General features: G+C 65.0%; 19 protein-coding genes and 3 pseudogenes. 11 read left to right on the top strand and 11 right to left on the bottom strand.

All coding sequences use genetic code 11. The annotated features are described in order from the left end of the window. Window positions 1-69: 69 nt before the first annotated feature. Complete coding sequence (locus QA639_RS41740) at window positions 70-540, bottom strand: FAD/NAD(P)-binding protein (RefSeq protein WP_346283723.1); 471 nt, start codon at window positions 538-540, stop codon at window positions 70-72. After that, window positions 521-1,470, bottom strand: a pseudogene (locus QA639_RS41745) (FAD/NAD(P)-binding protein). The gene QA639_RS41740 and the pseudogene QA639_RS41745 overlap by 20 nt, the downstream one beginning before the upstream one ends. 585 nt (window positions 1,471-2,055) lie before the next feature. Here QA639_RS41745 and QA639_RS10340 point away from each other — a divergent pair. Next, complete coding sequence (locus QA639_RS10340; RefSeq protein ID WP_028333342.1) at window positions 2,056-2,715, top strand: TetR/AcrR family transcriptional regulator; 660 nt, start codon at window positions 2,056-2,058, stop codon at window positions 2,713-2,715. An 8-nt stretch (window positions 2,716-2,723) separates the two neighbouring features. Here QA639_RS10340 and paaZ read toward each other — a convergent pair whose 3' ends face one another. Further along, window positions 2,724-4,751, bottom strand: coding sequence for a phenylacetic acid degradation bifunctional protein PaaZ (gene paaZ / locus QA639_RS10345; protein ID WP_157340659.1), 2,028 nt, complete (start codon window positions 4,749-4,751; stop codon window positions 2,724-2,726). A gap of 41 nt (window positions 4,752-4,792) precedes the next feature. Further along, window positions 4,793-5,059: a hypothetical protein gene (locus tag QA639_RS10350; protein ID WP_157340657.1), complete on the bottom strand. Its 267-nt coding sequence runs from the start codon at window positions 5,057-5,059 to the stop codon at window positions 4,793-4,795. Between the two features lie 57 nt (window positions 5,060-5,116). Between QA639_RS10350 and QA639_RS10355 the strand changes: the two genes are divergently transcribed. The 3 genes and pseudogenes from QA639_RS10355 to QA639_RS10365 all read left to right on the top strand — a co-directional run bounded on the left by QA639_RS10355 (window position 5,117) and on the right by QA639_RS10365 (window position 7,079). Then, window positions 5,117-5,410: a hypothetical protein gene (locus QA639_RS10355; protein WP_198400064.1), complete on the top strand. Its 294-nt coding sequence runs from the start codon at window positions 5,117-5,119 to the stop codon at window positions 5,408-5,410. Continuing rightward, window positions 5,334-5,627, top strand: a pseudogene (locus QA639_RS10360) (AraC-like ligand-binding domain-containing protein); the annotation flags it as partial. The gene QA639_RS10355 and the pseudogene QA639_RS10360, both read left to right, overlap by 77 nt. A gap of 333 nt (window positions 5,628-5,960) precedes the next feature. Then, entirely contained in the window at window positions 5,961-7,079 is a 1,119-nt protein-coding gene (locus tag QA639_RS10365) for a branched-chain amino acid ABC transporter substrate-binding protein (RefSeq protein ID WP_050387587.1), read from the top strand. A gap of 149 nt (window positions 7,080-7,228) precedes the next feature. Here the strand turns inward: QA639_RS10365 and QA639_RS10370 are convergent, their stop codons facing one another. Both QA639_RS10370 and QA639_RS10375 read right to left on the bottom strand, forming a co-directional pair. Beyond that, window positions 7,229-7,633 carry a GFA family protein gene (locus QA639_RS10370; protein WP_157340651.1) on the bottom strand — a complete coding sequence of 135 codons (405 nt, stop codon included), beginning with the start codon at window positions 7,631-7,633 and terminating at the stop codon, window positions 7,229-7,231. Between the two features lie 49 nt (window positions 7,634-7,682). Then, window positions 7,683-8,261 (bottom strand): TetR/AcrR family transcriptional regulator, encoded by a 579-nt coding sequence (locus QA639_RS10375; protein ID WP_050387462.1) that lies wholly within the window; start codon window positions 8,259-8,261, stop codon window positions 7,683-7,685. Between the two features lie 81 nt (window positions 8,262-8,342). Between QA639_RS10375 and QA639_RS10380 the strand changes: the two genes are divergently transcribed. Further along, the gene (locus QA639_RS10380) at window positions 8,343-8,657 is read left to right on the top strand and encodes a monooxygenase (protein ID WP_157340649.1); all 315 of its coding nucleotides are present in this window, start codon (window positions 8,343-8,345) and stop codon (window positions 8,655-8,657) included. 27 nt (window positions 8,658-8,684) lie between these two features. Here the strand turns inward: QA639_RS10380 and QA639_RS10385 are convergent, their stop codons facing one another. Further along, window positions 8,685-9,815 (bottom strand): hypothetical protein, encoded by a 1,131-nt coding sequence (locus QA639_RS10385; RefSeq protein WP_028333334.1) that lies wholly within the window; start codon window positions 9,813-9,815, stop codon window positions 8,685-8,687. 351 nt (window positions 9,816-10,166) lie between these two features. Here QA639_RS10385 and QA639_RS10390 point away from each other — a divergent pair, with 351 nt between their 5' ends. The 3 genes from QA639_RS10390 (at window position 10,167) to QA639_RS10400 (ending at window position 14,525) form a co-directional block, all read left to right on the top strand. Continuing rightward, a complete protein-coding gene (locus tag QA639_RS10390) occupies window positions 10,167-11,213 on the top strand; it encodes an aldo/keto reductase (RefSeq protein ID WP_157340647.1) in 1,047 nt (348 codons plus the stop codon). Further along, a complete protein-coding gene (locus tag QA639_RS10395) occupies window positions 11,210-12,064 on the top strand; it encodes an amidohydrolase family protein (protein WP_157340645.1) in 855 nt (284 codons plus the stop codon). Before QA639_RS10390 ends, QA639_RS10395 begins: the two co-directional genes overlap by 4 nt. Window positions 12,065-12,185: 121 nt before the next feature. Next, a complete protein-coding gene (locus tag QA639_RS10400; RefSeq protein ID WP_028333331.1) occupies window positions 12,186-14,525 on the top strand; it encodes a Tex family protein in 2,340 nt (779 codons plus the stop codon). 184 nt (window positions 14,526-14,709) lie between these two features. On the opposite strand, the gene QA639_RS10405 is transcribed toward QA639_RS10400, so the two are convergent. Then, on the bottom strand, window positions 14,710-16,173 hold the full coding sequence (locus QA639_RS10405) for a catalase (RefSeq protein ID WP_028333330.1): 1,464 nt from the start codon (window positions 16,171-16,173) through the stop codon (window positions 14,710-14,712). Window positions 16,174-16,610: 437 nt separating this feature from the next. Between QA639_RS10405 and QA639_RS10410 the strand changes: the two genes are divergently transcribed. The 3 genes and pseudogenes from QA639_RS10410 to QA639_RS10420 form a co-directional block, all read left to right on the top strand. Then, a complete protein-coding gene (locus tag QA639_RS10410) occupies window positions 16,611-17,135 on the top strand; it encodes a hypothetical protein (RefSeq protein WP_244978369.1) in 525 nt (174 codons plus the stop codon). 150 nt (window positions 17,136-17,285) lie between these two features. After that, a complete protein-coding gene (locus QA639_RS10415; protein WP_157340818.1) occupies window positions 17,286-17,978 on the top strand; it encodes a response regulator transcription factor in 693 nt (230 codons plus the stop codon). A 424-nt stretch (window positions 17,979-18,402) separates the two neighbouring features. Further along, window positions 18,403-19,338: pseudogene (locus QA639_RS10420) on the top strand (sensor histidine kinase); the annotation flags it as partial. Between the two features lie 218 nt (window positions 19,339-19,556). Here QA639_RS10420 and QA639_RS10425 read toward each other — a convergent pair. From QA639_RS10425 to QA639_RS10435, 3 genes are read right to left on the bottom strand one after another with little or no spacing between them, the layout of a single operon-like run. Beyond that, on the bottom strand, window positions 19,557-20,183 hold the full coding sequence (locus QA639_RS10425; RefSeq protein WP_283089720.1) for an FMN-dependent NADH-azoreductase: 627 nt from the start codon (window positions 20,181-20,183) through the stop codon (window positions 19,557-19,559). Window positions 20,184-20,192: 9 nt separating this feature from the next. After that, window positions 20,193-21,764, bottom strand: a complete 1,572-nt coding sequence (locus QA639_RS10430) for an isochorismatase family protein (RefSeq protein WP_157340639.1) — start codon at window positions 21,762-21,764, stop codon at window positions 20,193-20,195. Between the two features lie 12 nt (window positions 21,765-21,776). Beyond that, a complete protein-coding gene (locus QA639_RS10435) occupies window positions 21,777-22,625 on the bottom strand; it encodes an MBL fold metallo-hydrolase (protein ID WP_026193286.1) in 849 nt (282 codons plus the stop codon). Window positions 22,626-22,653 lie beyond the last annotated feature (28 nt).

The raw sequence follows: 22,653 nt of genomic DNA on the forward strand, positions 1-22,653 counted from the left end.
TGAAGTCGACACCGGTTCGCGTGAAGAAAGCGCGTCAAAACAAGAGGCTGCAGTTTCGGTTCTGATTGATCAGAGCCGAAGCTCTAGACGCGCGCGAGGGGTGCGAGTCGCCGCTCCTCGTCTGAGCGAACCAGCAGAGCGGCAAGCTCGGTGCACTGGTTGCGGATATCGGGAATTGCACTGATTTCCCAGAATGCGGCACGCGTGAGCGGGCCGACGGCATAGAGGCGGCGCGATGGGACGCTCGTGACCGATGATCGCGCAGTTGCGATCGGTTTCGATGCCGATGCGGAGCGGATCGACGCGCGCCAGGCCAAGCTCGAGCAGGCTGCGCACCGCGGGATTGGCGGTTGCGCGTGGATCCTTGACGATGCCGGTGCAGTCGACGATGGCGCCGACGTGCATGCGACGGAGCCTGCTCTCGCCGCGCCGCCGGTAATTGACGATCGCGCCTGTCCGGTCGGGCTCGGCCGAGATCAGCTTTGCGACTATCGGGGTGAGCCGGCCTCCATAGATTGCTTCAGTGATCCGGACCTCCACTTGCGGCGCCATCCGGTGCCGGTACGTCCCACCAGGCACGTGCGTGTTCGAGGAACCGGCGCTTGGACGAAAGCGGGAGCTCACGCCACAGCCGCTGGGTGTGGGGGGCGAAGCCCTCGATCACGCAGCGCCAGTCGCCGCCCGCTGCGATGTGCCGGTCGATGCGGCCGCGAAGCCAGCGAAGCAGGCTGCCGATTCCGGAGCCGAAGGGGACCTCCGCCTCCTCGATGCGCACGGCGTCGACCCGGCGGTGCGGTTTCGCGAGAAGGCCCCGGCGCGACATCGCAACGATCGGCCCGCGATGCCCGTCGCGGAGCAACGACAGCACGTAATCGACCATCGTCAGCCCCGTGCCGAGGATCAGGACGGTCGCGTCGTCGGCGATCGCAGCGACAGACGGTACCGCCCAGGGACCGGCATGTCCCGGACTGTTCGCGCGTGGATCGTGCCCGGTTGCGAGAACGACGATGTCGCCGATCAGCTGCCGGCCGTCGTCGAGGCTGGCGGTGACGTCGCCTCGCCGTTCGCGGATCGCGATGCATCTGCCGTGCACGATCGACAGGCGTTGGATGTCGGCCTGATCGGACGCCTGTTGCTCGAGCAGACTGGCAATGTAGTCGCCAAAGATGCGCCGCGGCACGAAGCAATAGGGATCAGGGCAGAGCGTCGCGTCCGCCCCGCGCGAGATCAGCCAGTGCCAGAAATGATCCGGCTGATCGGGCAGCGCGCTCATATTGGCGACCGTACATTGAGCAGATGATCCGGATTGCCGGTATGATAGGCGATGCCGCGCCCGATATCGGGGCCCTGCTCGATCAGGCTGACCCGGACATCGTCCGCCGATTGACGCAGCAACTGATGTGCCAGCAGGACGCCGCTCGCGCCGCCGCCGACGATGATGATGACGTGACGCGCTCGAGGAGCTGTCATGCTATCGCTCTGTGCGTGATCCTGCCGCTCGACATGTGCGGCGTAGGCAGACTGACGTCAGCGTGGCGATGGATCACATCTGCCGCGGTCTCGATTGGGCAAGCGTCGCGGCAACGAGCGATCAGCCGTGAGGACCAAACAGAAAGAGTTCGTGCATGTCCTTGCCGTCGGGGTTGGCAGCGCGCGCTAATCGCCGCTGCCATCTCTTCAGCCGACGGGCCGCGCGACGAAGGACGTGGAGCCAAGAGGATGTCCGCACCCAGAGCCTCCTTCGCATTCCGAGCCGTTCGATGAACGATAACACGCTCCTGTTCGGGACGCGCGCGAAACTCGGCGGCGCCGCGAACTTTGCAATCAGACGCGCATGACGAGGCGATTTGGAGCAGAGAGATGCTCTCGCGACGCTGCGCCAGGAAAATTCATTCCGGGCAATGTTGCCCGATCGCCGGGCTTATGGAATTGTCCGACCGGATGGTCAATAAATAGCAGTTCGGAGGCGCCGGGGCTGTGGTCCCGGAACCTTGCGACTATTGACTGACATCTCTGGACGATGGCCGAACGGCCGCCTGGTGGAACGGACAAGACATGGCCCGATCGCGCGCCAAGGACTATGACGACAAGCGCCTCTCGATGCTGCATCGCTCGGCCGAGCTGTTTGCCGCATCGGGATATGTCGGCACGTCGATGAACACCATCGCCGATGCCTGCGGTGTTTCGAAGGCTCTGCTCTATCATTATTATCCCGACAAGGAAGCGATCCTGTTCGATATCCTGTCGTCGCATCTCGCGAAACTGCTGGCGGCACTCCGCAAGGCGAGCGCACAGGCCGGCGATCCGGCCGCACGCTTCAGGACGATCGTTGCGACCCTACTCGAGCTCTACCGGCATGCCGACGCCGAACATCAGGTCCAGATCTCAAGTCTCAAGCTGTTGCCGAAGGATAAGCAGCAGCCGCTGCTCGCAAGCGAGCGGATCCTGGTCGGGATCATGTCGGATGCACTCGCTGCCGCCGTGCCGGCGGCGAAGCAGAAGCGCGTGCTCAAGCCGCTGACGATGAGCGTCTTCGGCATGCTGAACTGGCATTACATGTGGTTCCGCGAGGGCGGGCCGATGACCCGCGCCGAATATGCCGGTTTCGTCGCGCAGCTCGTGCTGGCCGGCGCCGACGATGCCGCGGCCGCCGCCACCCGGCCGCGCGGCAAGGCGAAATCGGCCGGCCGCAGCCGGCAGGCCGAGTTGCTTTGACGCGCCTCTTAACCCCGCATCGCGTTCATGGTCAGCAGCTCGTAGGTCGCCGCGGTTTCGCCGGTGCCGGTCGTGATCTCGACGTCCCAGCGTACCTCGCCATATTGCTTGTTGCGCGGCATCTTCTCCTTCGCGGTCAGCCGCACCTGGATCTGTTCGCCGGGCTGGACGGGTTTGACGAAGCGCAGCGAGTCGAGGCCGTAATTCGCCAGCACCGGCCCATAGTCGGGATCGACGAACAGGCCGGCCGCAAACGACAGCAGCAGGTAGCCATGCGCGACGCGGCCCGGGAAGAACGGATGCCCCTTGGTCGCTTCCTCGTCCATATGGGCGTAGAAGGTGTCGCCCGTGAAATGCGCGAAGTGCTCGATGTCGTCGAGCGTGATCTGCCGTGCCTTCGAGACCAGCGTGCGGCCGATCTCGAGATCGTCATAGTGATAGCGGAACGGGTGCAGGTCGCCTTCGAGCATCGGGCTGCCCTTGAACCAGCGGCCGGTGACGCCGCTCAGCATCGTCGGCGAGCCCTGCAACGCGGTGCGCTGCATGTAGTGCTGGAGGCTGCGGACGCCGCCCAGTTCCTCGCCGCCGCCGGCCCGGCCGGGGCCGCCGTGAACCATCTGCGGCATCGGCGAACCGTGTCCGGTGTGCTCGCTCGCGCAGTCGCGGTCGATGATCGCGACACGGCCGTGAAAACTGCCGATGCCAAATGCCAGTTCGGTCGCGGCCGGGATGTCGCGCGTGTAGATGGATGCGACGAGGCTGCCGCCGCCGCGATTGGTCAGCGCGATCGCCTGCTCCAGGTCGTCGTAACCCATCACGGTGCTGACAGGCCCGAACGCCTCGATCTCGTGGACCGCGGATGCGGCGAGCGGCTTGGCGCAATGCAGCAGCAGCGGCGGAATGAAAGCGCCGCGCGTCGCGTCGGCATCGAGCAGCGCGAAGTCGCCGGGATCGCCGGCCACCAGTTCGGCTTCGGTGCGAAGCTTCGCGACATGGGCAAGCACATCGCTCCGCTGGCCGAGCCCGACCAGCGGCCCCATCCTGACCTTGTCGTTTTCGGGATTGCCGATCGTGACCTTGGCCAGGCGGTCGCGCAGCGCCGTGATCACGGCGTCGAGCTGCGCTGACGGCACCAGCGCGCGGCGAATCGCGGTGCATTTCTGCCCCGCCTTGACCGTCATCTCCTTCGCCACTTCCTTGACGAAGAGGTCGAACTCCGGACTGCCCGGTACGGCGTCCGGAGCGAGGATTGCGGCGTTCAGCGAATCCCGTTCGGCGATGAACCTGACCGCTTCGCGCGCGATGACCGGATGCCGCTGCAGATTTTGCGACGTGTCGGCCGAGCCTGTGAAGGACACCACGTCCTGGCAGGTCAGATGGTCGAACAAGTCGCCGGTCGATCCGATGATGAATTGCAGCACGCCTTCGGGCAGCGCGCCGGATTCGGTGATGATCCGGACCAGCTCGTGGGCGACATAGGAGGTGACCGTCGCGGGCTTGGTCACGACGGGCACGCCGGCCAGCAGCGCCGGCGCCAGCTTCTCCAGCATGCCCCAGCACGGGAAGTTGAATGCGTTGATGTGCACGGCGACGCCGTGCAGCGGCGTCACGATATGCTGACCGGCGAATGCGCCACCCTTGGAGAGCCCCTCGACATTGCCGTCGAGCAGGAATTTGCTGTTCGGAAGCTCACGGCGGCCCTTGCCGGCATAGGCGAACAACGTGCCGATGCCGCCGTCGACGTCGATCATTGCATCGGTGCGGGTTGCGCCTGCATGGAATGACAGTTTGTAGAGCCGGTCCTTGTGCTGGGTCAGATAGTCGGCCAGCGCCTTCAGTAGGCCCGCGCGCTGGTGGAACGTCAGTTTTCTGAGATGTTTGCCGCCGATCGCGCGGCCATAGGCGAGGATCTCGCGCATGTCGAGATCGCTCCTGGTCGTGACCGCCACCACGTCGCCGGTGACGGCACTGTGAATCTCGGCTGCCGGTTCGCCCGGGCCGGACCATTTTCCGCGCACGAAGTTGTCGAGCTTCATGACGTTGTCTGCCGTCCGTGCACCACTGGATTGAGGCTGTGTCATCGCAATTGGACCTTCTGACTTGTGATCAATGATGCGTCTCGCCTTGACGGCGGAATGTTCAATTCGAACGTTCGAGCTTTGGCTCGTCCGACAAAGCGCGTCGCGCGCTTTTCGAGAAAGGCGTTGAGCGTCACGACGCGATATCCGGCGCGGATATCGGTCAACACCAAATCGCTGACCATGATGACCTCCCGTTGCGGCTTCTGGCGGCCGAAGGTTACGTGACTTGCGCTTGGATTACTATTGACCGTCCGGTCGGTCAATTATAATCCGTGTAAGTGCCGACGCGTAAGCGCGGTCCCGTGCACTCGAGCGGTGTCATGCTGCCACAAATCGGCCGCATATCAGCGGCGACCTCCCGCCGCGATGAGGATCAGCCGATGACGATGCAGTCGCCGGATATCGCCGGGTTTCGGTTCTCGACCGCGGAATTCGGCGAGCGCGACCGCTTGCCGATCTTTCGCGAGCAGATCGGGCCGATGATCGTGAAGCTCGATCCGGAGCCGCCGAGCGTAGGCGCGTTCCATGCCGAAGCCAATGTGCGCGAGTTGCCTGGGCTCGGGATCGGATCCTGGGCGTGCAGCAACCTCAAGATCGCGCGGCCGCGACGTTGAGCTCGGCCCGGGGCAGGCCGTGCTGCGGTCGAGCGCGGAGGCCGGGAACATGGTGGTCCCGGTCTCGCCGAGCCGTTTCGTCGGTCTCAGGTTGCCGCGCAAGGCGCTGGCATCGCTGGTCCGCGATCCCGAGGACATGCTGATCCGGCCGTCGCCCGCGAACACCGAGGCGATGCGTCTGCTGGCGCTCTACATCAGGGAGCTTGACCACAGCTACCAGCTCGCGACGCCCGAGCTGCGCGGCGCCGTCGTCCGGCATCTGGTCGATCTCGGGGCGACGTCGCAAAACAGCGCTCTCCGCCAGCCTGTGTGCTGTCGCGCACACAACATCGCCGCCCAATCACGTCCGCTGCGGGCGATTCCAGACGCCAATGCACGACAACGTGTTTCACATTGTTGCCCGATGTCGCATATGTCCAATCCCCGTCGCCCGAGTCCGAGCCTGCCAATCGTCTCGCGCTTAAAAGGCAGTCCCCCGGTGATCGTTGCAATCGGCGGATTCGTCGACTGCGATGCATTGAGGCGACTTGAGACCATCGAGGAGAATGTGATGAAGTTTGCACTTCGAGGATATTTTCTTGCGCTCGGCGCGAGCCTGGCCTTGTCCGGCGCCGCCATGGCACAGGATATCAGTGTTGCCGTGGTCGGGCCGATGACGGGCTCCGAGGCGAGCTTTGGCCAGCAGTTCAAGAACGGTGCTGATCTCGCGATTGCCGACATCAATGCGGCGGGCGGCGTGCTTGGCAAGAAGCTGAAGCTGGAGGTCGGCGACGATGCCTGCGATCCGAAGCAGGCGGTGTCGGTTGCCGAGAAGATGGCAGGCGCGAGGATTCCGTTCGTCGTTGGGCATTTCTGCTCATCGACCTCGATCCCCGCGTCGGACGCCTATGCCGAGGGCAATGTGCTGCAGATCACGCCGGGCTCGACCAATCCGCAATTCACCGAGCGCGGGCTGTGGAACACGTTCCGTGTCTGCGGCCGGGATGACCAGCAGGGTACGGTTGCGGCCGCCTACATTATCAAGAACTACAAGACCAAGAACGTCGCGATCATCCACGACAAGACGACCTACGGCAAAGGCCTTGCCGACGAAACGAAGAAGGCCATCAACGCCGCGGGGGTGAAGGAAAAGCTTTATGAGGCCTATACCAAGGGCGACAAGGATTTTGCCGCTCTGGTATCCCGCTTCAAGAAGGAGTCGATCGATTTCGTCTATGTCGGCGGCTATTATGCCGAGGCTGCGTTGATCCTGCGCCAGATGCGCGAGCAGGGCGTCAATGCTGTACTGATGGGCGGCGACGCCCTGGTCGACAAGCAGTTCGCCGCGATCGCAGGTCCGCTTGCCGAAGGCTCGCTGTTCACCTTCTCGCCCGACCCGCGCAAGAAGGCGACCGCGGCCGCGACCTTGAAGAAGTTCAAGGACAAGGGCATCGATCCCGACGGCTACACGCTCTACAGCTATGCCGCGTTCCAGATCTGGAGCCAGGCCGCGGCCCGTGCCCAGACCACCGACGCCAAGAAGGTCGCGGCGGCCATCAAGGCCGGAAGCTGGGATACCGTGCTCGGCAAGATCAGCTACACGCCGAAGGGTGACATCACCCTGATCGACTACGTCGTGTACCGCCGTGACAAGGACGGCAACTACGCCGAATTGCCGGCCGGTCAATGATCGCCGGAGCGTTTTCGAGCGAAGTACCGGTTCGCGTGAAGAAAACGCGTCAAAGCAAAGTCGAGAGCTCCGTTCCGATGCAATCGGAACGGAGGCAACCCTGGCCAGGCTGAATCGTTTCCCGCTGCGTCCGTGACCGGCGCATCCGGTCACACGTTCCGGGCAAAGCGCGCAGCGCCGGGGATCGGCGCGAGCCATGCGACGGCGCGATCGGTATAGATCTCGGCTTGCGGCTGCAATCCCTCCATGTTGTCGAGCGTGCCGGCCTTCACCACGACCTTGCCGGGCATCAATGCAGTCTTCGCAAGCAGAGGGGACCCGCAGCGCCCGCAGAAATGACGATGGACCGGATGGCCGCTGTCGCCCTTGTCGACGAACACCACCGTCTCGCCCGACTGCTGGTAGTCGGCTTCGCGGATCACGAGGTTGAACGAAAACAGGCTGCCGCTTTGCCGCTGGCAATGTGTGCAATGACATATCGCGATGCTCCGCGGTTCGCTCTTGAGCGTGTAACGCACCGCGCCGCACAGGCAGCCGCCGTTCCGTTCCTGCATGCTGGTTTCTCCCTTACGATGACGCCGTCGCCGGGACAGGGACGCCGCCTCAGGCGTCGCCAATCACGGCATCGATGAATGTGGTGGCGGATTCCCTCAACTGCTTGCGGCTGTATCCGGCGCGCTCCATCACGGCGAGCCCGCGCGTGAACGTCACGATGACGCGCGCCAGCCGGTTTGCATCGGCCGTGCTGCGCCTGTTCGGCGTCGCGCTGATGGCCTTGCCGACCAGCTGCTCGAGCCGGGTGAGCACGTCCTGCACGCGCTGGCGTACATCCGGGCTCGAAATGGCCGCGTCGAGCGCGGTGCGCGTGGTCAGGCAGCCCCGCTGCGGCGTGCCGTCGGTCATGTTGACGATGATCATGTCAAAGAAGTCCCTCAGTCTCGCTGAGGTATCGCCCTGCGCCAGCGCGCTGCTGGCCGCGTCCAGGAATTGCGCGGCATACTGATCGAAGGCGCGCAGGAAGATCGCTTCCTTGTCGCCATAGGCGTTGTAGAGGCTGCCGCGCTGGACGCCGGTTGCGGCCGCGAGGTCCTGCATGGTCGCATCGTGCAGGCCCTTGCGCCAGAACACGTCGAGCGCGGTTGCGATCATCTCGTCTTCGTCAAACTGACGCACGCCCACCATGCGGCTCGCTCCATCGATTCATTCTTGACATTAATGTCAATATTGACAATCATGTCAAGAATGATGCTGCAGGAGATCCGGATGATTACCGCTGTCACGACGTTCAAGCTGCCGAAGCCGATCACGCGCGAGGAAGCTCGCAGCACCTTCCTGAGTACCGCGCCGATCTATCGCGGCATTCTGGGGCTGTTCCGAAAGACCTATGTGCTGTCGGAGGACGGGATGACGGCCGGCGGCATCTATTTCTGGAACTCGAGAGTGGAGGCGGAGGCGCTGTACACCGATGCGTGGCGCGCTCGCGCACGGGAGAAATATGGCGCCGATCCGATCGTCACCTATTTCGAGAGTCCTGTGGTGGTCGACAACCTTGCCCAGCAGATTGTTGCCGACGATTAGCAACGACACGGCGGTGGCGGATGCGCATCACAGCGCATTGAGTGCCTTGCGCGACGGAGCGAGCGGCAGCCATCCCGGAATCTGCCGCCTGGCGAGCCAGTACGGCCGCCAGATCGCGCGCCAGGTCGGGCGGTCGAGAGGCGCGGTGCCCCATCTGCGTTGCTCGACCTCCATCCGCAACAGGCCGTGGCTATGCAGCCATTGGCGCGCCGCCCACCAGACCTCGCGCGGCATCTCGGCGTTCCGGATACCGGTGAGCTCGGCGATGCCTGGCAACGGGCCCTCAAAACGCGCCGCGACTCTCAGGGTGGCGACGCGTTGCCCATTCCGCCTGATGCTCCACAGCCGCGAGCGATTGTGGGCGAGGTTGGGACCGTAGGTGCGCAGGCAATTCTGCATCGCTTCCGCCTCCTCCGAGATATCCGTGGTCGAGTTCAGCGGGATGAAGTCGTAACCGTCAACGCGGCCCGGCTGCAGCCACATATCCGCGATCTTCTCCGAGCCGAGGCTGACATGCAGCGCGATCATCGTGCTCCATGCATCGGCGGCCGCGAGCGCCGAGCCGATCTGCATGCTCGGCGTCCACCTCCGGTCGATCAGCGTATGTCCCAGCGTCGCCGGCTGCGTGGAGAACCACGCCCACAGGCCGACGAGCCGCAATCGCACAGGATCGGTGCGCGGCGGCGCTCGGACCAGCTCGCGCGCGATCCAGACCGCCGCCGGTCCATGTGCGAGCTCGGCAACCGCCGCGACGGATCTCAGCCAGATCGGCGCGAGCTTCGGTGATAACGGCAGGTGGTTCGCGATCTGTCGGCGAAACAGCTCGTCATCGGGCAGTCCCGTGATCGGAGCGGTGAATGCCTCCGGCGGCAATCTGCGCAGCCACAGCGGAATGCCCGCCGCGGCCGCGGCGTCCGCGAGGGAGCGGCCGTCGACGACGCATGCGCGTGCGCGCGCCGAAGCGATCCCGGCTCGCGGGACCGCCAGCGCGAACAGCAGCGCAGGAAAGCTCGCGGCAAGGTCCGCAAGACGCGTGTGCCGCATGGCCAGCGCGCGGACCTTTCCCTGAACGTTCGGATGATACCTCTGCAGCTGACGTTCGAGCAGCGCGGAGCGTGTGGCCTCGCGACGAGAGGCCACCGGAAGCGTCGAGGTCATGACAAAAGTTCCGCAAGCGCGGAGCCGAAGGCTCGCAGCAGATTCGATTGCGTGTGGGTGTTGCGATTTCACCCGGGATACGATCCCGGGACGCGCGTCAAATATCGCGCGGCGAACCCGGGAGGCGCGCAGACCTGAACATCGTCGCCTCCTGCGTTGAAGTTGCGGAGCGCTCCCATAGCCTATTTCCCGCCGATAGGCAACGTGAAGCTGTGCATTGCATTTTAGCGATGTGGTGCGTGCGCGATGAGAGACCTCACCGCGGCGTCGGCCGCCAAGGTCTCTTCACGATCCCGGTCAACGACGCTAGTCTGATGAGGGGCTAACAAGAAACGCAGGCGGGAGGCCATAATGACCCAACAACAATCCTCCGATCCAGGCTCCCCGGCACTGCCACGCCGCAGGCTCGGCCGCACCGGGCTCGATGTCTCCATTCTCGGCTTCGGCACGGCGCCGCTCGGCGACCTGTTCGCACGGCTCGACGACACTGCTGCGATCGCGACGGTGGAGCGGGCATTCGCGCTGGGGGTCAACCTGCTGGATTCCTCGCCGCTCTACGGCCATGGCCTCGCCGAACACCGCAGCGGCACCGCGCTGCGCCGCGTGGCGCGCGACGACGTCGTCGTCTGCACCAAGGTCGGGCGCTGGATGGACCCGTTCCATGGCCGCGGCGACGGCTCCAACTTCGCCGGCGGCGCGCCGCATCGCGCGGTGTTCGACTATTCCTATGACGGCACCATGCGCTCGGTGGAGCAGTCGCTGCTGCGGCTCGGCACCGATCGCATCGACCTGCTACTGATCCACGACGTCGACGTCTGGACCCACGGAGCTGACGCGATCGAGGCGCGGTTTCGCGAGGCGATGGAGGGCGCCTATGTTGCGCTCGACAAGCTGCGTTCCGAGCGCGTGGTCAAGGGGATCGGGATCGGCGTCAACGAGGCCGAGATGTGCGGGCGCTTCGCCAAGGCCGGAACGTTCGACACCATGCTGCTCGCCGGCCGCTACTCGCTGCTCGAGCAACCCGCGCTCGCCGAATTCCTGCCGCTGGCGCAAGCAAAGGACATCGGCATGATGCTCGGTGGCGTCTTCAACTCCGGCATCCTGGCGACCGGCGCGGTTGCCGGTGCCAAGTACAATTACAAGGACGCGCCGCCGGACGTGATGCGGAAGGTGGCGGCGATCGATCGGGTCTGCCGCGCCCACAACGTGGCGCTGCCGACCGCGGCGCTGCATTTCGCGCTCGGCCATCCGGCGGTGGCAAGCCTCGTGCTCGGCGCGCAGACGCCGCAGGAGGTCGAGCGCAACGTCGCCGCGGTGTCGTCGCCCGTGCCTGCCGCGCTGTGGCGCGACCTGAAGAATGAGGGGCTGCTCGACCAGCATGCGCCGGTGCCGGCATGATGCGGATCGACGCCCATCACCATGTCTGGACCCTGGCGCGCGCGGATTACGGCTGGCTGACGCCCGAGCGCGGGCCGATCTACCGCGACTTCGGCCTGGCCGATCTCGCGCCGCATCTCGCCGCGGCCGGAATCGAAGGCACCATCCTGGTGCAGGCCGCGCCGACCGAAGCGGAGACCGCATTTTTGCTTGATATCGCAAGAGGCGCCGAGCAGGTGCGCGGCGTGGTCGGCTGGGTCGACTTCGACGCCGCCGATGCCGCGGCGCGGATCGATGCGATCGCCGGGCGCGAGCTCCTCGTCGGGCTGCGGCCGATGATGCAGGACATCGCCGATGACGACTGGCTGCTGCGCGCCGAACTGGCGGCGCCGTTCGAGGCCATGGCGCGGCGTGACCTCGTCTTCGACGCGCTGGTGCTGCCGCGCCATTTGCCGCGGCTCATTCAGGTGGTCGATCGCCATCCGGACCTGCAATTCGTGCTCGACCATTTCGGCAAGCCGCACCTTGCGACCGGCGACATCGCGGCCTGGAAGGACGACATCGCAAGCCTCGCCACACGATCCAACGTCGTCTGCAAACTCTCGGGCCTTGCGACTGAGGCGGCACCGAACTGGCAGGTCGCCGATCTCAGCGAGGCTGTGGATCATGCACTGGCATGTTTCGGGCCGCAGCGGATGCTGTGGGGCAGCGACTGGCCCGTCGTCAATCTCGCGGGCGGCTATGGGCACTGGCTCGCGGCGGCGGAGACCTTGCTGGCTGATTTGTCAAGTGACGCGAGGGCCGCGATTTTCGGCGGCAATGCGGCGCGCATCTATTTGTCAAGCCGCGGACGGTCAACATCCCGGAAATAGATTGCAGCCCGCGCCCAATTTGATCCACAGCGCGCCTTGATGAATCAATCCGGGATGGTTCATAAGCGGCCTCCGCGCCATCAGTGATCCGGCGGCGCAACGGAATTTCAGAGAGACAGGCGTGGCAAAGATTCATCATCAGATTGCGCAGGAGCTGGGGGTTCGCGACGAACAGGTCGAGGCGGCGGTGACGCTGCTCGACGGTGGCGCCACGGTGCCGTTCATCGCGCGATACCGCAAGGAGCTCACCGGCGCGCTTGATGACGCCCAGCTGCGCACGCTGGAGGAGCGGCTGACGTATTTGCGCGAGCTCGAGGAGCGCCGCACCGCGGTGCTCAATTCGATCCGTGAGCAGGGCAAGCTCGACGCCGCGCTCGAGGCCCAGATCATGGCCGCCGACAGCAAGGGCCGGCTCGAGGACATCTATCTGCCCTACAAGCCGAAGCGTCGCACCAAGGCCGAGATCGCCAAGGAGGCCGGCCTCGAGCCGCTCGCCGATCAACTTCTGACGCAGCCCGAGAGCGATCCGAACGAGGCCGCGACGCCCTTCGTCAATGCCGAGAAGCAGGTCGCCGACGTCGCCGCGGCGCTCGACGGCGCGCGCGCGGTCCTGGTCGAGCGCTTCGCCGAAGATGCCGACCTGATCGGCGCGCTGCGCGAGGAGATGTGGTCGAACGGCATCATGGCCTCGACCGTCCGCACCGGGAAGAAGACCGAAGGCGAGAAATTCAAGGACTATTTCGATTTCTCCGAGCCGCTGCCGAAGCTGCCGTCGCACCGCATCCTGGCGCTGTTCCGCGGCGAGAAGGAGGAGATCCTCGACCTCGCGATCAAGCCGGAGGCGCAGGAGCCGGTCGTAGGCCAGCCCGGCCTCTACGAGCTTAAGATCATGAACCGCTTTGCGATCTCCAACCAGGGCCGCAAGGGCGACAAATGGCTGACCGAGACGGTGCGCTGGGCCTGGCGCACCAAGATCCAGATCCATCTCAACATCGATTTGCGGCTGCGGCTGTGGACCGCGGCCGAGACCGAGGCGGTGCGCGTGTTCGCCTCGAATCTGCGCGATCTCTTGCTCGCGGCGCCGGCCGGCGCGCGCGCCACCATGGGGCTCGATCCCGGGTATCGCACCGGCGTCAAGGTCGCGGTAATCGATGCGACCGGCAAGGTGGTGGCGCACACGGCGATCTTCCCGCACGAGCCGCAGCGGCGCTGGGATGAGGCGCTCGCCATTCTCGGCAAGCTCGCGATCGAGCATGGCGTCGAGCTGATTGCGATCGGCAACGGCACCGCCTCGCGCGAGACCGACAAGCTCGCCGCCGAGCTCGTGAAGCGGCTGCCCGAGCGCAAGATGACCAAGATCGTGGTCTCTGAAGCCGGCGCATCGGTCTATTCGGCCTCGGCCTTCGCCTCGAACGAACTGCCCGACCTCGATGTCACCATTCGCGGCGCGGTCTCGATCGCGCGGCGCCTGCAGGATCCTCTGGCCGAGCTGGTCAAAATCGATCCGAAGGCGATCGGCGTCGGCCAATACCAGCACGATCTCGGCGAGGCCAAGCTCGCCCGCTCGCTCGATGCCGTGGTGGAAGACTGCGTGAACGCGGTCGGCGTCGATGCCAATACCGCCTCGGTGCCGCTGCTCGCGCGGGTGTCGGGCATCGGCCAGGGACTGGCGCAGAGCATCGTGCAGCACCGCGATGCCAACGGCCCGTTCAAGTCGCGCAAGGCGCTGAAGGAGGTGCCGCGGCTCGGCCCGAAGGCCTTCGAGCAGTGCGCCGGCTTCCTGCGCATCAGCAATGGCGAGGATCCGCTCGATTCATCCGGCGTGCATCCGGAAGCCTATCCGGTGGTGCGCCGCATCCTCGAGGCGACCAAGAGCGACATCAAGGCGCTGATCGGCAATGCCGACGTGGTGCGGGGTCTCAAGCCGCAATCCTTTGTCGACGATACGTTCGGATTGCCGACCGTCACCGACATTCTGCGCGAACTGGAAAAGCCCGGCCGCGACCCGCGTCCGGCGTTCAAGGCGGCGGTGTTCAAGGAGGGCGTCGAGGAGGTCAAGGACCTCAAGAAGGGCATGATCCTCGAGGGCACCGTGACCAACGTCGCCGCGTTCGGCGCGTTCGTCGATATCGGCGTGCACCAGGATGGGCTGGTGCACATCTCGGCGATGTCGCGGAATTTCATCAAGGACCCGCGCGAGGTGGTGAAGCCCGGCGACATCGTCAAGGTCAAGGTGCTGGACGTCGAGGTCGCGCGCAAGCGCATCGCGCTGACGCTGCGGCTTGACGATGAGATCGGGCCGAAGAAGGACAATGCGGCGCTGTCGCGCGATTTCTCGCGCGGCTCCGGCAAGATGACGTCGTCGGCTCCGCGCCGGCCGCAGGAGCAGTCCGGCGGCGGCGCGCTCGCCGACGCACTGCGCCGCGCGGCCGAGAAGAACGGACGCGGCAAGCCGACCTAGTCCGCGCGGGCACAATTCCGTTCCCGTCATGCTGAGGAGGCCGCGGAGCGGCCGTCCCGAAGCACGACGGTCCGGCTGTGGCCGTTCATCCTTCGAGGCGCGCTGCGCGCGCACCTCCAGCGACAATGGCTGCGCCATTGCGCGGGGATGACGGGATGCGGTACTTAATTCGCTCCGGCGTTCGCTACAAATTGCCCGCCGCAAACCTCGCCAGCGCATCCGCGACGCCCTTGCCGTAGGCCGGGTCGGCCTTGCTGCAATTCGCGACGTGCCGTTCCTGGATGTGCTTCGACGCATTGCCGACCTGACGGGCGGTGTTGTCGAACAGAGCCTGCTTTTGCGCGGCATTCATCTTGCGGAACAGGTCGCCCGGCTGCTGCCAGTGGTCGTCATCCACGCGATGATCCCAATGCGCGGCCGCGCCTGACAATTCGAGTGGCGGCTCGTTCAGCTGCGGCTGATCCGTCCACTCGCCATGGCTGTTCGGCCAGTATGTCAGCGTGGCGCCCAGATTGCCGTCGGTGCGCATCGCGCCGTCGCGGTGATAGCTGTGGAATGGGCATTTCGGCGCGTTGACCGGGATCTGGTGGTGGTTGACACCGAGCCGGTAGCGCTGCGCGTCGCCATAGGAGAACAGGCGGGCCTGCAGCATCTTGTCAGGTGAATAGCCGATGCCGGGCACGACATTCGCCGGCGTGAACGCCGCCTGTTCGACCTCGGCGAAGAAGTTCTCCGGATTGCGGTTGAGCTCGAAATACCCGACCTCGATCAAGGGATTATCCGCCTTCGGCCACACCTTGGTCAGATCGAACGGATTGAACGGGAATGCCTTGGCCTGTGCATCCGTCATCACCTGGATGAACAGCGTCCAGCGCGGGAAGTCGCCGCGCTCGATGCTCTGGAACAGGTCACGCTGGTGGCTCTCGCGGTCCTTGCCGACCAGCGCCTCGGCATCGGCATCGGTCAGGTTCTGGACGCCCTGCCGGGTGCGGAAATGAAATTTCACCCAGACGCGCTCATTGTCGGCATTGATCATGCTGTAGGTGTGGCTGCCGAAACCGTGCTGGTGACGGAAGCTTCTCGGGATGCCGCGCTCGCTCATGACGATGGTGACCTGGTGCAGCGCTTCCGGCAGCAGCGTCCAGAAATCCCAGTTCATGTCGGGGTCGCGCACCCCCGTGCGCGGATGCCGCTTGATGGCGTGGTTGAGGTCGATGAAGCGCAAGGGGTCGCGGAAGAAGAACACCGGCGTGTTATTGCCGACCACGTCCCAATTGCCTTCATCGGTGTAGAATTTCAGCGCGAAACCGCGGATGTCGCGCTCGGCGTCGGCTGCGCCGCGCTCGCCGGCGACCGTCGAGAACCGCGCGAACATCGGCGTCTGCTTACCGATCTCCGAGAAGATGCTGGCCTTGGTGTAGCGCGTGATGTCGTGGGTGACGGTGAAGGTGCCGTGCGCGCCGGCGCCCTTGGCATGCATGCGCCGCTCCGGGATCACCTCGCGGTGAAAATGCGCCAGCTTCTCGATCAGCCAGACATCCTGCAGCAATGCGGGTCCGCGCGGCCCCGCCGTCAGGATGTTCACATTATCGGCAACGGGGGCGCCGGAGGCGTGGGTCAGAAACGGTCTTTTGGTCTCGTCGCTCATCGAAAGCTCCTTGCTGAAGGTCAGCACCTCGCCGTCCCAGCGCCCCGCAGGGAGGCCAGGCGAAAGGCGATTGCATCGCGGGTTGGATGACGGCCGGCGGGGAGGGGGAAAAGTCCGGTGATCGACAAATTGTGAAGCGGGTCTGCGATCCCTCGACGCCGTCGTTGTTCTCCGACAGCTGCAGGATTAAGAGCCGCGGCCGATCGATTCAACGAGCGCTATCCGCTGATTCCAGCCAAATGTCCGTCGATCCCGGCCAACGCAATCGTGGCGGCGGATTCAGGCATCCGCCGCTCGGCATGCCGGCACGCCAATTCTAAATCGGGTGTCAGAATCTGGCGCATTTGTCAGTTGAAGTCGGGCATCGGCTTGCGTCTTCTGATCATGCTCGCGTGCGGCGATACGAATTTGCCGCGGTCCCAATCAGGGAGGCTTTCATGAAGAACAGGCTTCTTAAGTGTCTCACGGCAGCGACGCTCGCCGTCAGCGTTGCGCTTGCACCCGCTGCCCTCGCCAGAGGCGGCGGTGGTGGCGGCGGACATGGCGGCGGCGGTGGCTTCGGTGGCGGCCACGGCGGTGGCGTTGGTGGTGCCATAGGTGCCATGGGTGGCGGCATGCATGGTGGCGGCTTTGGCGGCGGCATGCATGGCGGTGGTTTCGGCGGCGGGATGCGTGGTGGTGGAGCGGCGTTCGCCGCCATGGGCGGTGGCGGACATTTCGCCGGCGGGCACGTTGGTGGTCCCCGCTTCGTCGGTGCACCGGCGATCGGCCCGCGGTTTGCCGGCGCCGGATTCCGCGGTTCGCGCTTCTTCCATCATGGCGGCTTCCGCCACCACCGCTTCCATCGCTTCGCGTTCTTCGGCGCGCCCTATCTCTACGCCGGCTATGACTATGGCTGCTATCGCAGGGTATGGACGGCCTACGGTCTGCAATGGGTCAATGTGTGCGGGGACTATTGGTGATCGCCCAACCAACCGCACCGTTGTCGCGGTCGTCGCCAGACGTTCCATCCAGCCCCGGAATGGGATAGTCTGGCGGCGATTGTCGCGGGGCGGCCGCTCGGAGAGTTTGCGAACTCGGAGAGTTCAACATAGCTCGGAGAGTTCATGAATATGACCGGTGCCCACCGCCGCATTCTCGTCGTCGAGGACGATCCGGAAACCGCGGATCAGCTCGTCGAGGAGCTCACCACCAGCGGTTATGATGTGGATTTGGCGGCGAACGGCCGCGAGGCGCTGAGCCAGGGTGCGGCGCGCGACTATGCCGTGATCACCATCGATCGTATGCTGCCCGACATCGACGGCATCACGGTGATGCGTCAGATGCGCGACGGCGGCATCGCAGTGCCGGTCCTGATCATCAGCGCGCTTGGCGAAATCGACGACCGGGTGCGTGGCTTGCGCGCCGGCGGCGACGACTATCTTGTCAAGCCGTTCTCCTTTGTCGAACTGCTGGCGCGGCTGGAGGCGCTTGGCCGCCGCAGCGAGACCGTTGCAAAGGAGACCATCCTGCGGGTCGGCGATCTTGCGATTGATCTGATTTCGCGGACGGCGAGCCGCCGTGGCCGCAGAATTCCGCTGCTACCGAAAGAATTCCAGCTGCTCGAATATCTGGCGCGCAACGAAGGCCGCGTGGTGTCGCGCGCCATGCTGCTGCGGCATGTGTGGGATCTGCACTTCGATCCCTCGACGAACATCATCGACGTCTATGTCGGGCGTTTGCGCCGCAAGGTCGACGACCAGCAAGCCTATCCGCTGATCCACACGATCCGCGGCATCGGGTACTGCCTCCGTGCTCCTGGCTAAGACCCTCAAGTCGTCGACGTTCCGCCTGGCGTTGATCGCCATAGGTGTCTTTGGCCTGATCGTCTCCGCGATCTTCGCCTATGTTTACTGGTCGACGTTGTCCTATGTGCGCGACAGATCCGACCGCGCGATCATGACCGAGCAGGCGAGCCTCGATGATGCCTACGCGCGGTCCGGCCGCGATGGACTGACCGCGTTGATCGCGCAACGCGTCGCGGACAAGGGCTTTGCCGATCATGTGTATTTGTTGGTCGGTCCCGGATCGACCGTGCTGGCGGGAAATCTCAGGCAGTGGCCGGCGGGCGCTGCCGAGAAGGGATGGGCTGAATTTCGTGCCTCCCTGCCACAGCTTTCCTCGGGCTCCTCCCTGCTGCGAGGCGTGACGGAAACCCTGTCAAACGGCGATCGGCTGCTGGTCGGCCATGACATCAGCGATCTTGACGGCTTCATGGCGCAGATCAGGGCCGCCGGCATTGCCGTCGTCGTGCTGATCATCGGGCTTGCGGCTGCTGCCAGCATCGGCGTCACGCGGCGAACCGTCGGCCGGATCGAGTCGATCAATGCGACCAGTCGCGCCATCATGCTCTCCGGCCTCGACCAGCGCATCCCGCTCCGCGGCAGCCATGACGAATGGGATCGCGTCGCCGAGAATCTCAATCTGATGCTGGACCGGATCCAGACCCTGATGGGGGACGTCAAGCAGGTCAGCGAAAATATCGCCCACGACCTGCGCACGCCGCTGACCCGGATGCGCGGCCGGCTCGAGAAGGCCTATCACGCCCCGCGGAGCGGCGAGGGGGATGCTGCGCTGATCGGCGACACCATCGCAGATCTCGACGCGGTGCTCGGGATGTTCGCGTCGATCACGCGGATTTCCGAGATCGAGACGCGAGCCCGCAAGGGTGCGTTTCGCACCGTCAATCTCGTCGAGATCGCCGCCGAGGTGGTCGAGCTCTACGATGCCGCGGCTGAGGAGGTTACCACCCGCCTCGATCTTGCCGGCGATCAGGCGGTGCTGGTCACCGGCGACCGCGACCTGCTGTTCGATGCGATTGCCAATCTCGTCGACAACGCTATCAAGCATGGTCGCCCGGGTGGGCGGGTGACGGTGACCTGCGACAACGATGAGCGAGGCGCGGTGATTTCGATCGCCGATGACGGCCCCGGCATACCCGCCGAGCAGCACGACCACGTCTTCAAGCGCTTCTACCGGCTGGAACAGAGCCGCTACACGCCCGGCAACGGCCTCGGCCTCAGCCTGGTTGCGGCCGTGGCGAGTCTGCACGGCGCGCGGATCGAGTTGCGCGACAATGCGCCGGGATTGTTGTGCAGGTTGGTCTTTCCCGCCGCGGAAACGTAGGGCTAGCGCGGAGTGGCCCACAAAATCGTTTCGCGAGAATGAAAGCGAATGGCCCGCCGGCCAAGCCATACATTCGATGTCGTCTCTGCGAAAGCAGGGACCCATAGCCACCGCTACTGATTGGCTTCGGCCGCTGGGGCCACAGTTCACTTTAACAACGCAATCCTATGGTTATGGGTCCCTGCTTTCGCAGGGACGACGACGGAGTGGAGTCTCTTTCAAAACCGTCTTGCCATCTCCGCCAGCCGCCGGTGCGCCGCCTCGCGGGCGGCGCGGATCGGCTCGGCGGGCCCGGTGGTCGGGCCGATCGGCACGAAGCTCACGTCGCTGATGCCGATGAAGCGCAGCGCCTCGCGCAGATAGGGCGTTGCCATGTCGATGCGGCCGCGGTTCATGCCGGTGACGAAGTCGCTGCCGCTTGCGAGGATCACGATCGTCGGGCGGTCCTTGAGCAGCGGCAGATAGCCCTGCGCTGGATCGAAGCGGAAGGCCAGCCCGGGCTGGATGATGACGTCGAGCCATTGCTTGAGCTTGTAGGGAATGCCGAAATTCCACATCGGCGTCGAGATCAGCACGCGATCGGCCAGCGACAGCCGCAGCGCGAGGCGCTCAGCGATTGCGAAGGCGTCGTGCTGCGAATTGGTGAAGCTCTTGCCGTCGATCCGGGCGTATTTGGCCTCGAGCAGATGTCCCTCGAATTCCGGCAGCGGCTCGCGCCAGAGGTTCATCGCGTCGATCTCCCAGTCCGGCCGCGCCTGACGGAAGCGATCGAGAAAAGCGCGCGCGCCGGCCGCCGATTCCGAATCGGGGCGCGGTGAGCAGTTAAGGTGCAGCAGCTTCGGCACCGCGCCTCCCTAGCCGAGTGCCTTGATCACGGTGTCAGCGTTGGTCACGACGGAGACGTTCTGGAGCGCGAAATTGATCGCGGCGTTGTGCCAGTCGGCATTCATGGTCGAGCAGCAATCCTCCGGCACGATCATGAAATAGCCCTTGTCGGCGCCGGTGCGCGCGGTGTGCTCGACCGACATGTTGGTCCAGGCTCCGGTATTGATGATCATGTCGCGGCAGGTTGCCTTCAGGATGGTCTCGAGCCGGGTGCCCTCCCAGGCGCTCATCCGCATCTTCTCGACCACGAAGTCGCCCGGGCGCGGCTCAAGTCCCGAGACTGGTGCTGCGCCCCAGCTGCCGCGCACCATCGCCTTGCTGTCGACCAATCCCTCGAACAGCGGCGCGTTCAAGGTGACGCCGGGCGCGCCCGGCTCGACGACGAACCAGACATGGATGATGGCGACGCCGCGCGCCCGCGCAGCCTCCGCGACGCGGCGAACGTTCTCGACGACATGCTGCTGGCGGGCGTGTGCGGGCGCACCGGACTCAGCGAACGCGCCGCCGTCCATGATGACGTCGTTCTGCATGTCCTGGATGATCATCGCGCAGCGTTGCGGATCGAGCTGCATCTCACCGGCGGCGAGATTCGGCGCAGGCGTGGACGGAGCGGCACCCGCGCCGCCGCGCTTGCCGCTCATATAGGGCTCGTGGCGCGGGCCGACCTTGGTCGGGATCGCATAGACCGAATGGGTCGCGGTCAGATAGAGTGTGCGGAAGTCGGCGCCGCCCCATGCGAGGTTGGCGACGAGCTCGGGCAGGCGGACCTTGCCGAGCAGGCCGCCGGCGGACGAATAGACCCAGACGCCGCCAGGCGCGGTGACCCAGACATTGCCGCGCTGGTCGCACTTCATGCCGTCGGGCACGCCGGGCTCGAGCTCGGAGCGGATGCCGGAGGCGAACACGCGCGGATTACCGACCGAGCCGTCCGCCGTGACGTCGAAGGCGCGGATCAGCGCTTGCACGGTGTCGTTGACATAGAGGATGCGCTCGTCGGGCGAGAAGCACAGCCCGTTCGGCTGCTCGAACAGATAGCAGTCGACCAGCAATTTCGGCGCGCCGCCGCCGGGCGGCACGCGATAGATGCCCTGGAAGCCGAGCTGACGCGGCCGTTCGACGCCATAGACCGGCATGCGGCCGTACCAGGGATCGGAGAAATAGATCGCGCCGGAGGAATGCACACAGACGTCGTTCGGACTGTTGAGCTCCTGGTTCTCGTAATGCGAAGCCAGCACCTCGCGCCGCCCGTCGGGCCGCTCGCGGATCAGCGAGGATGTTGCGTGCTCGCAGACGATCAGGTTGAGGTCCGCGTCATAGGTCATGCCGTTGCATTTGTTCGACGGCCGCTTGACCTCGACGACGCCGCGCCGCGCATCCCAGCGCCGGCGCACATCGCCCGGCATGTCGGAGAACAGCAGGAAGTGATCGACCGGATGCCAGATCGGTCCCTCCGTGAAATCGAAGCCGGTCCCGACCTGGCCGACCGGCGCGTAGGGATCGATCAGGTCTTCGAACTCGCTGCGCAGCGTGACATGCGTCATCGCCTCGATCCTCTACGCCGGGAACCAGTTGCGCTGCGGCAGGCTCTGCACGACCGGCCCGGGTACCTGGTCATGCAGGCGGCCGACCACCATGCCGCCCTCGATCTTGGCCGGGCGATCATGCACCGGAAGCAGATAGCGGGAGCTCGAGAGCAGCTTCTTGATCGCGGCCTTCTCGGCGCGCTTGCTGGTGCCGTGGTTGCCCGTGGTGCGCGGCTCGGCGTCGTGGATCTCGTTAAAGGGATTCACGATCTGGTCGTTGAAATCGTAGATCACATCGCCGCAGATCGTCGCAATCCCGTCGGCGGTGTGGACATGGATGTTCATCGAGCCTTCGGTGTGGGCGTTGGCGGCGTCGCAATACACGCCCGGCATCAGCTCGACCGGGCCGGTGATTTCGAGGTCGAGAAAGCGCAGCGCGCTCTTGGTGTGCAGGCGATCGATCAGGTGCTTGATGTCAGGCGCCGGATACTGCGGATGCATCAGGCCGGAGACGGAGTATTCCAGCTCCTTGCGGTTCAGCACGACGGTCGTGTTCATCGGGAACAGATCGTCCTTGCCGGCATGGTCGATGTGCAGATGGGTGTGGCAGACGAAGCGGACGTCGCCCATCCGCACGCCGTGGCGAGCGAGCTGGTTCTCGATCATGTTCTCGTGGAACTGGAGCCCGCGCATGCCGAGCGTCTCCATGATCTGGTTGGAGCGATAGCCGGTGTCGACCAGCACGGGGTAGGGGCCGCCGAGGATCAGGAAGCCGAGCGTCAGCACGCGGCGGGTGCGGCCGCAATTGTGCCCGAGCACGAGGAAGCTCGATTCCAGCTCGATATCGCCATAGTCCAGAATCTTGATCTCTAGCGGCATCTGTCTCCCTCCCAATTCGTGTTCGTTG

The organism is Bradyrhizobium pachyrhizi, assembly GCF_029714545.1.
Classification (GTDB): Bacteria; Pseudomonadota; Alphaproteobacteria; order Rhizobiales; family Xanthobacteraceae; genus Bradyrhizobium; species Bradyrhizobium pachyrhizi.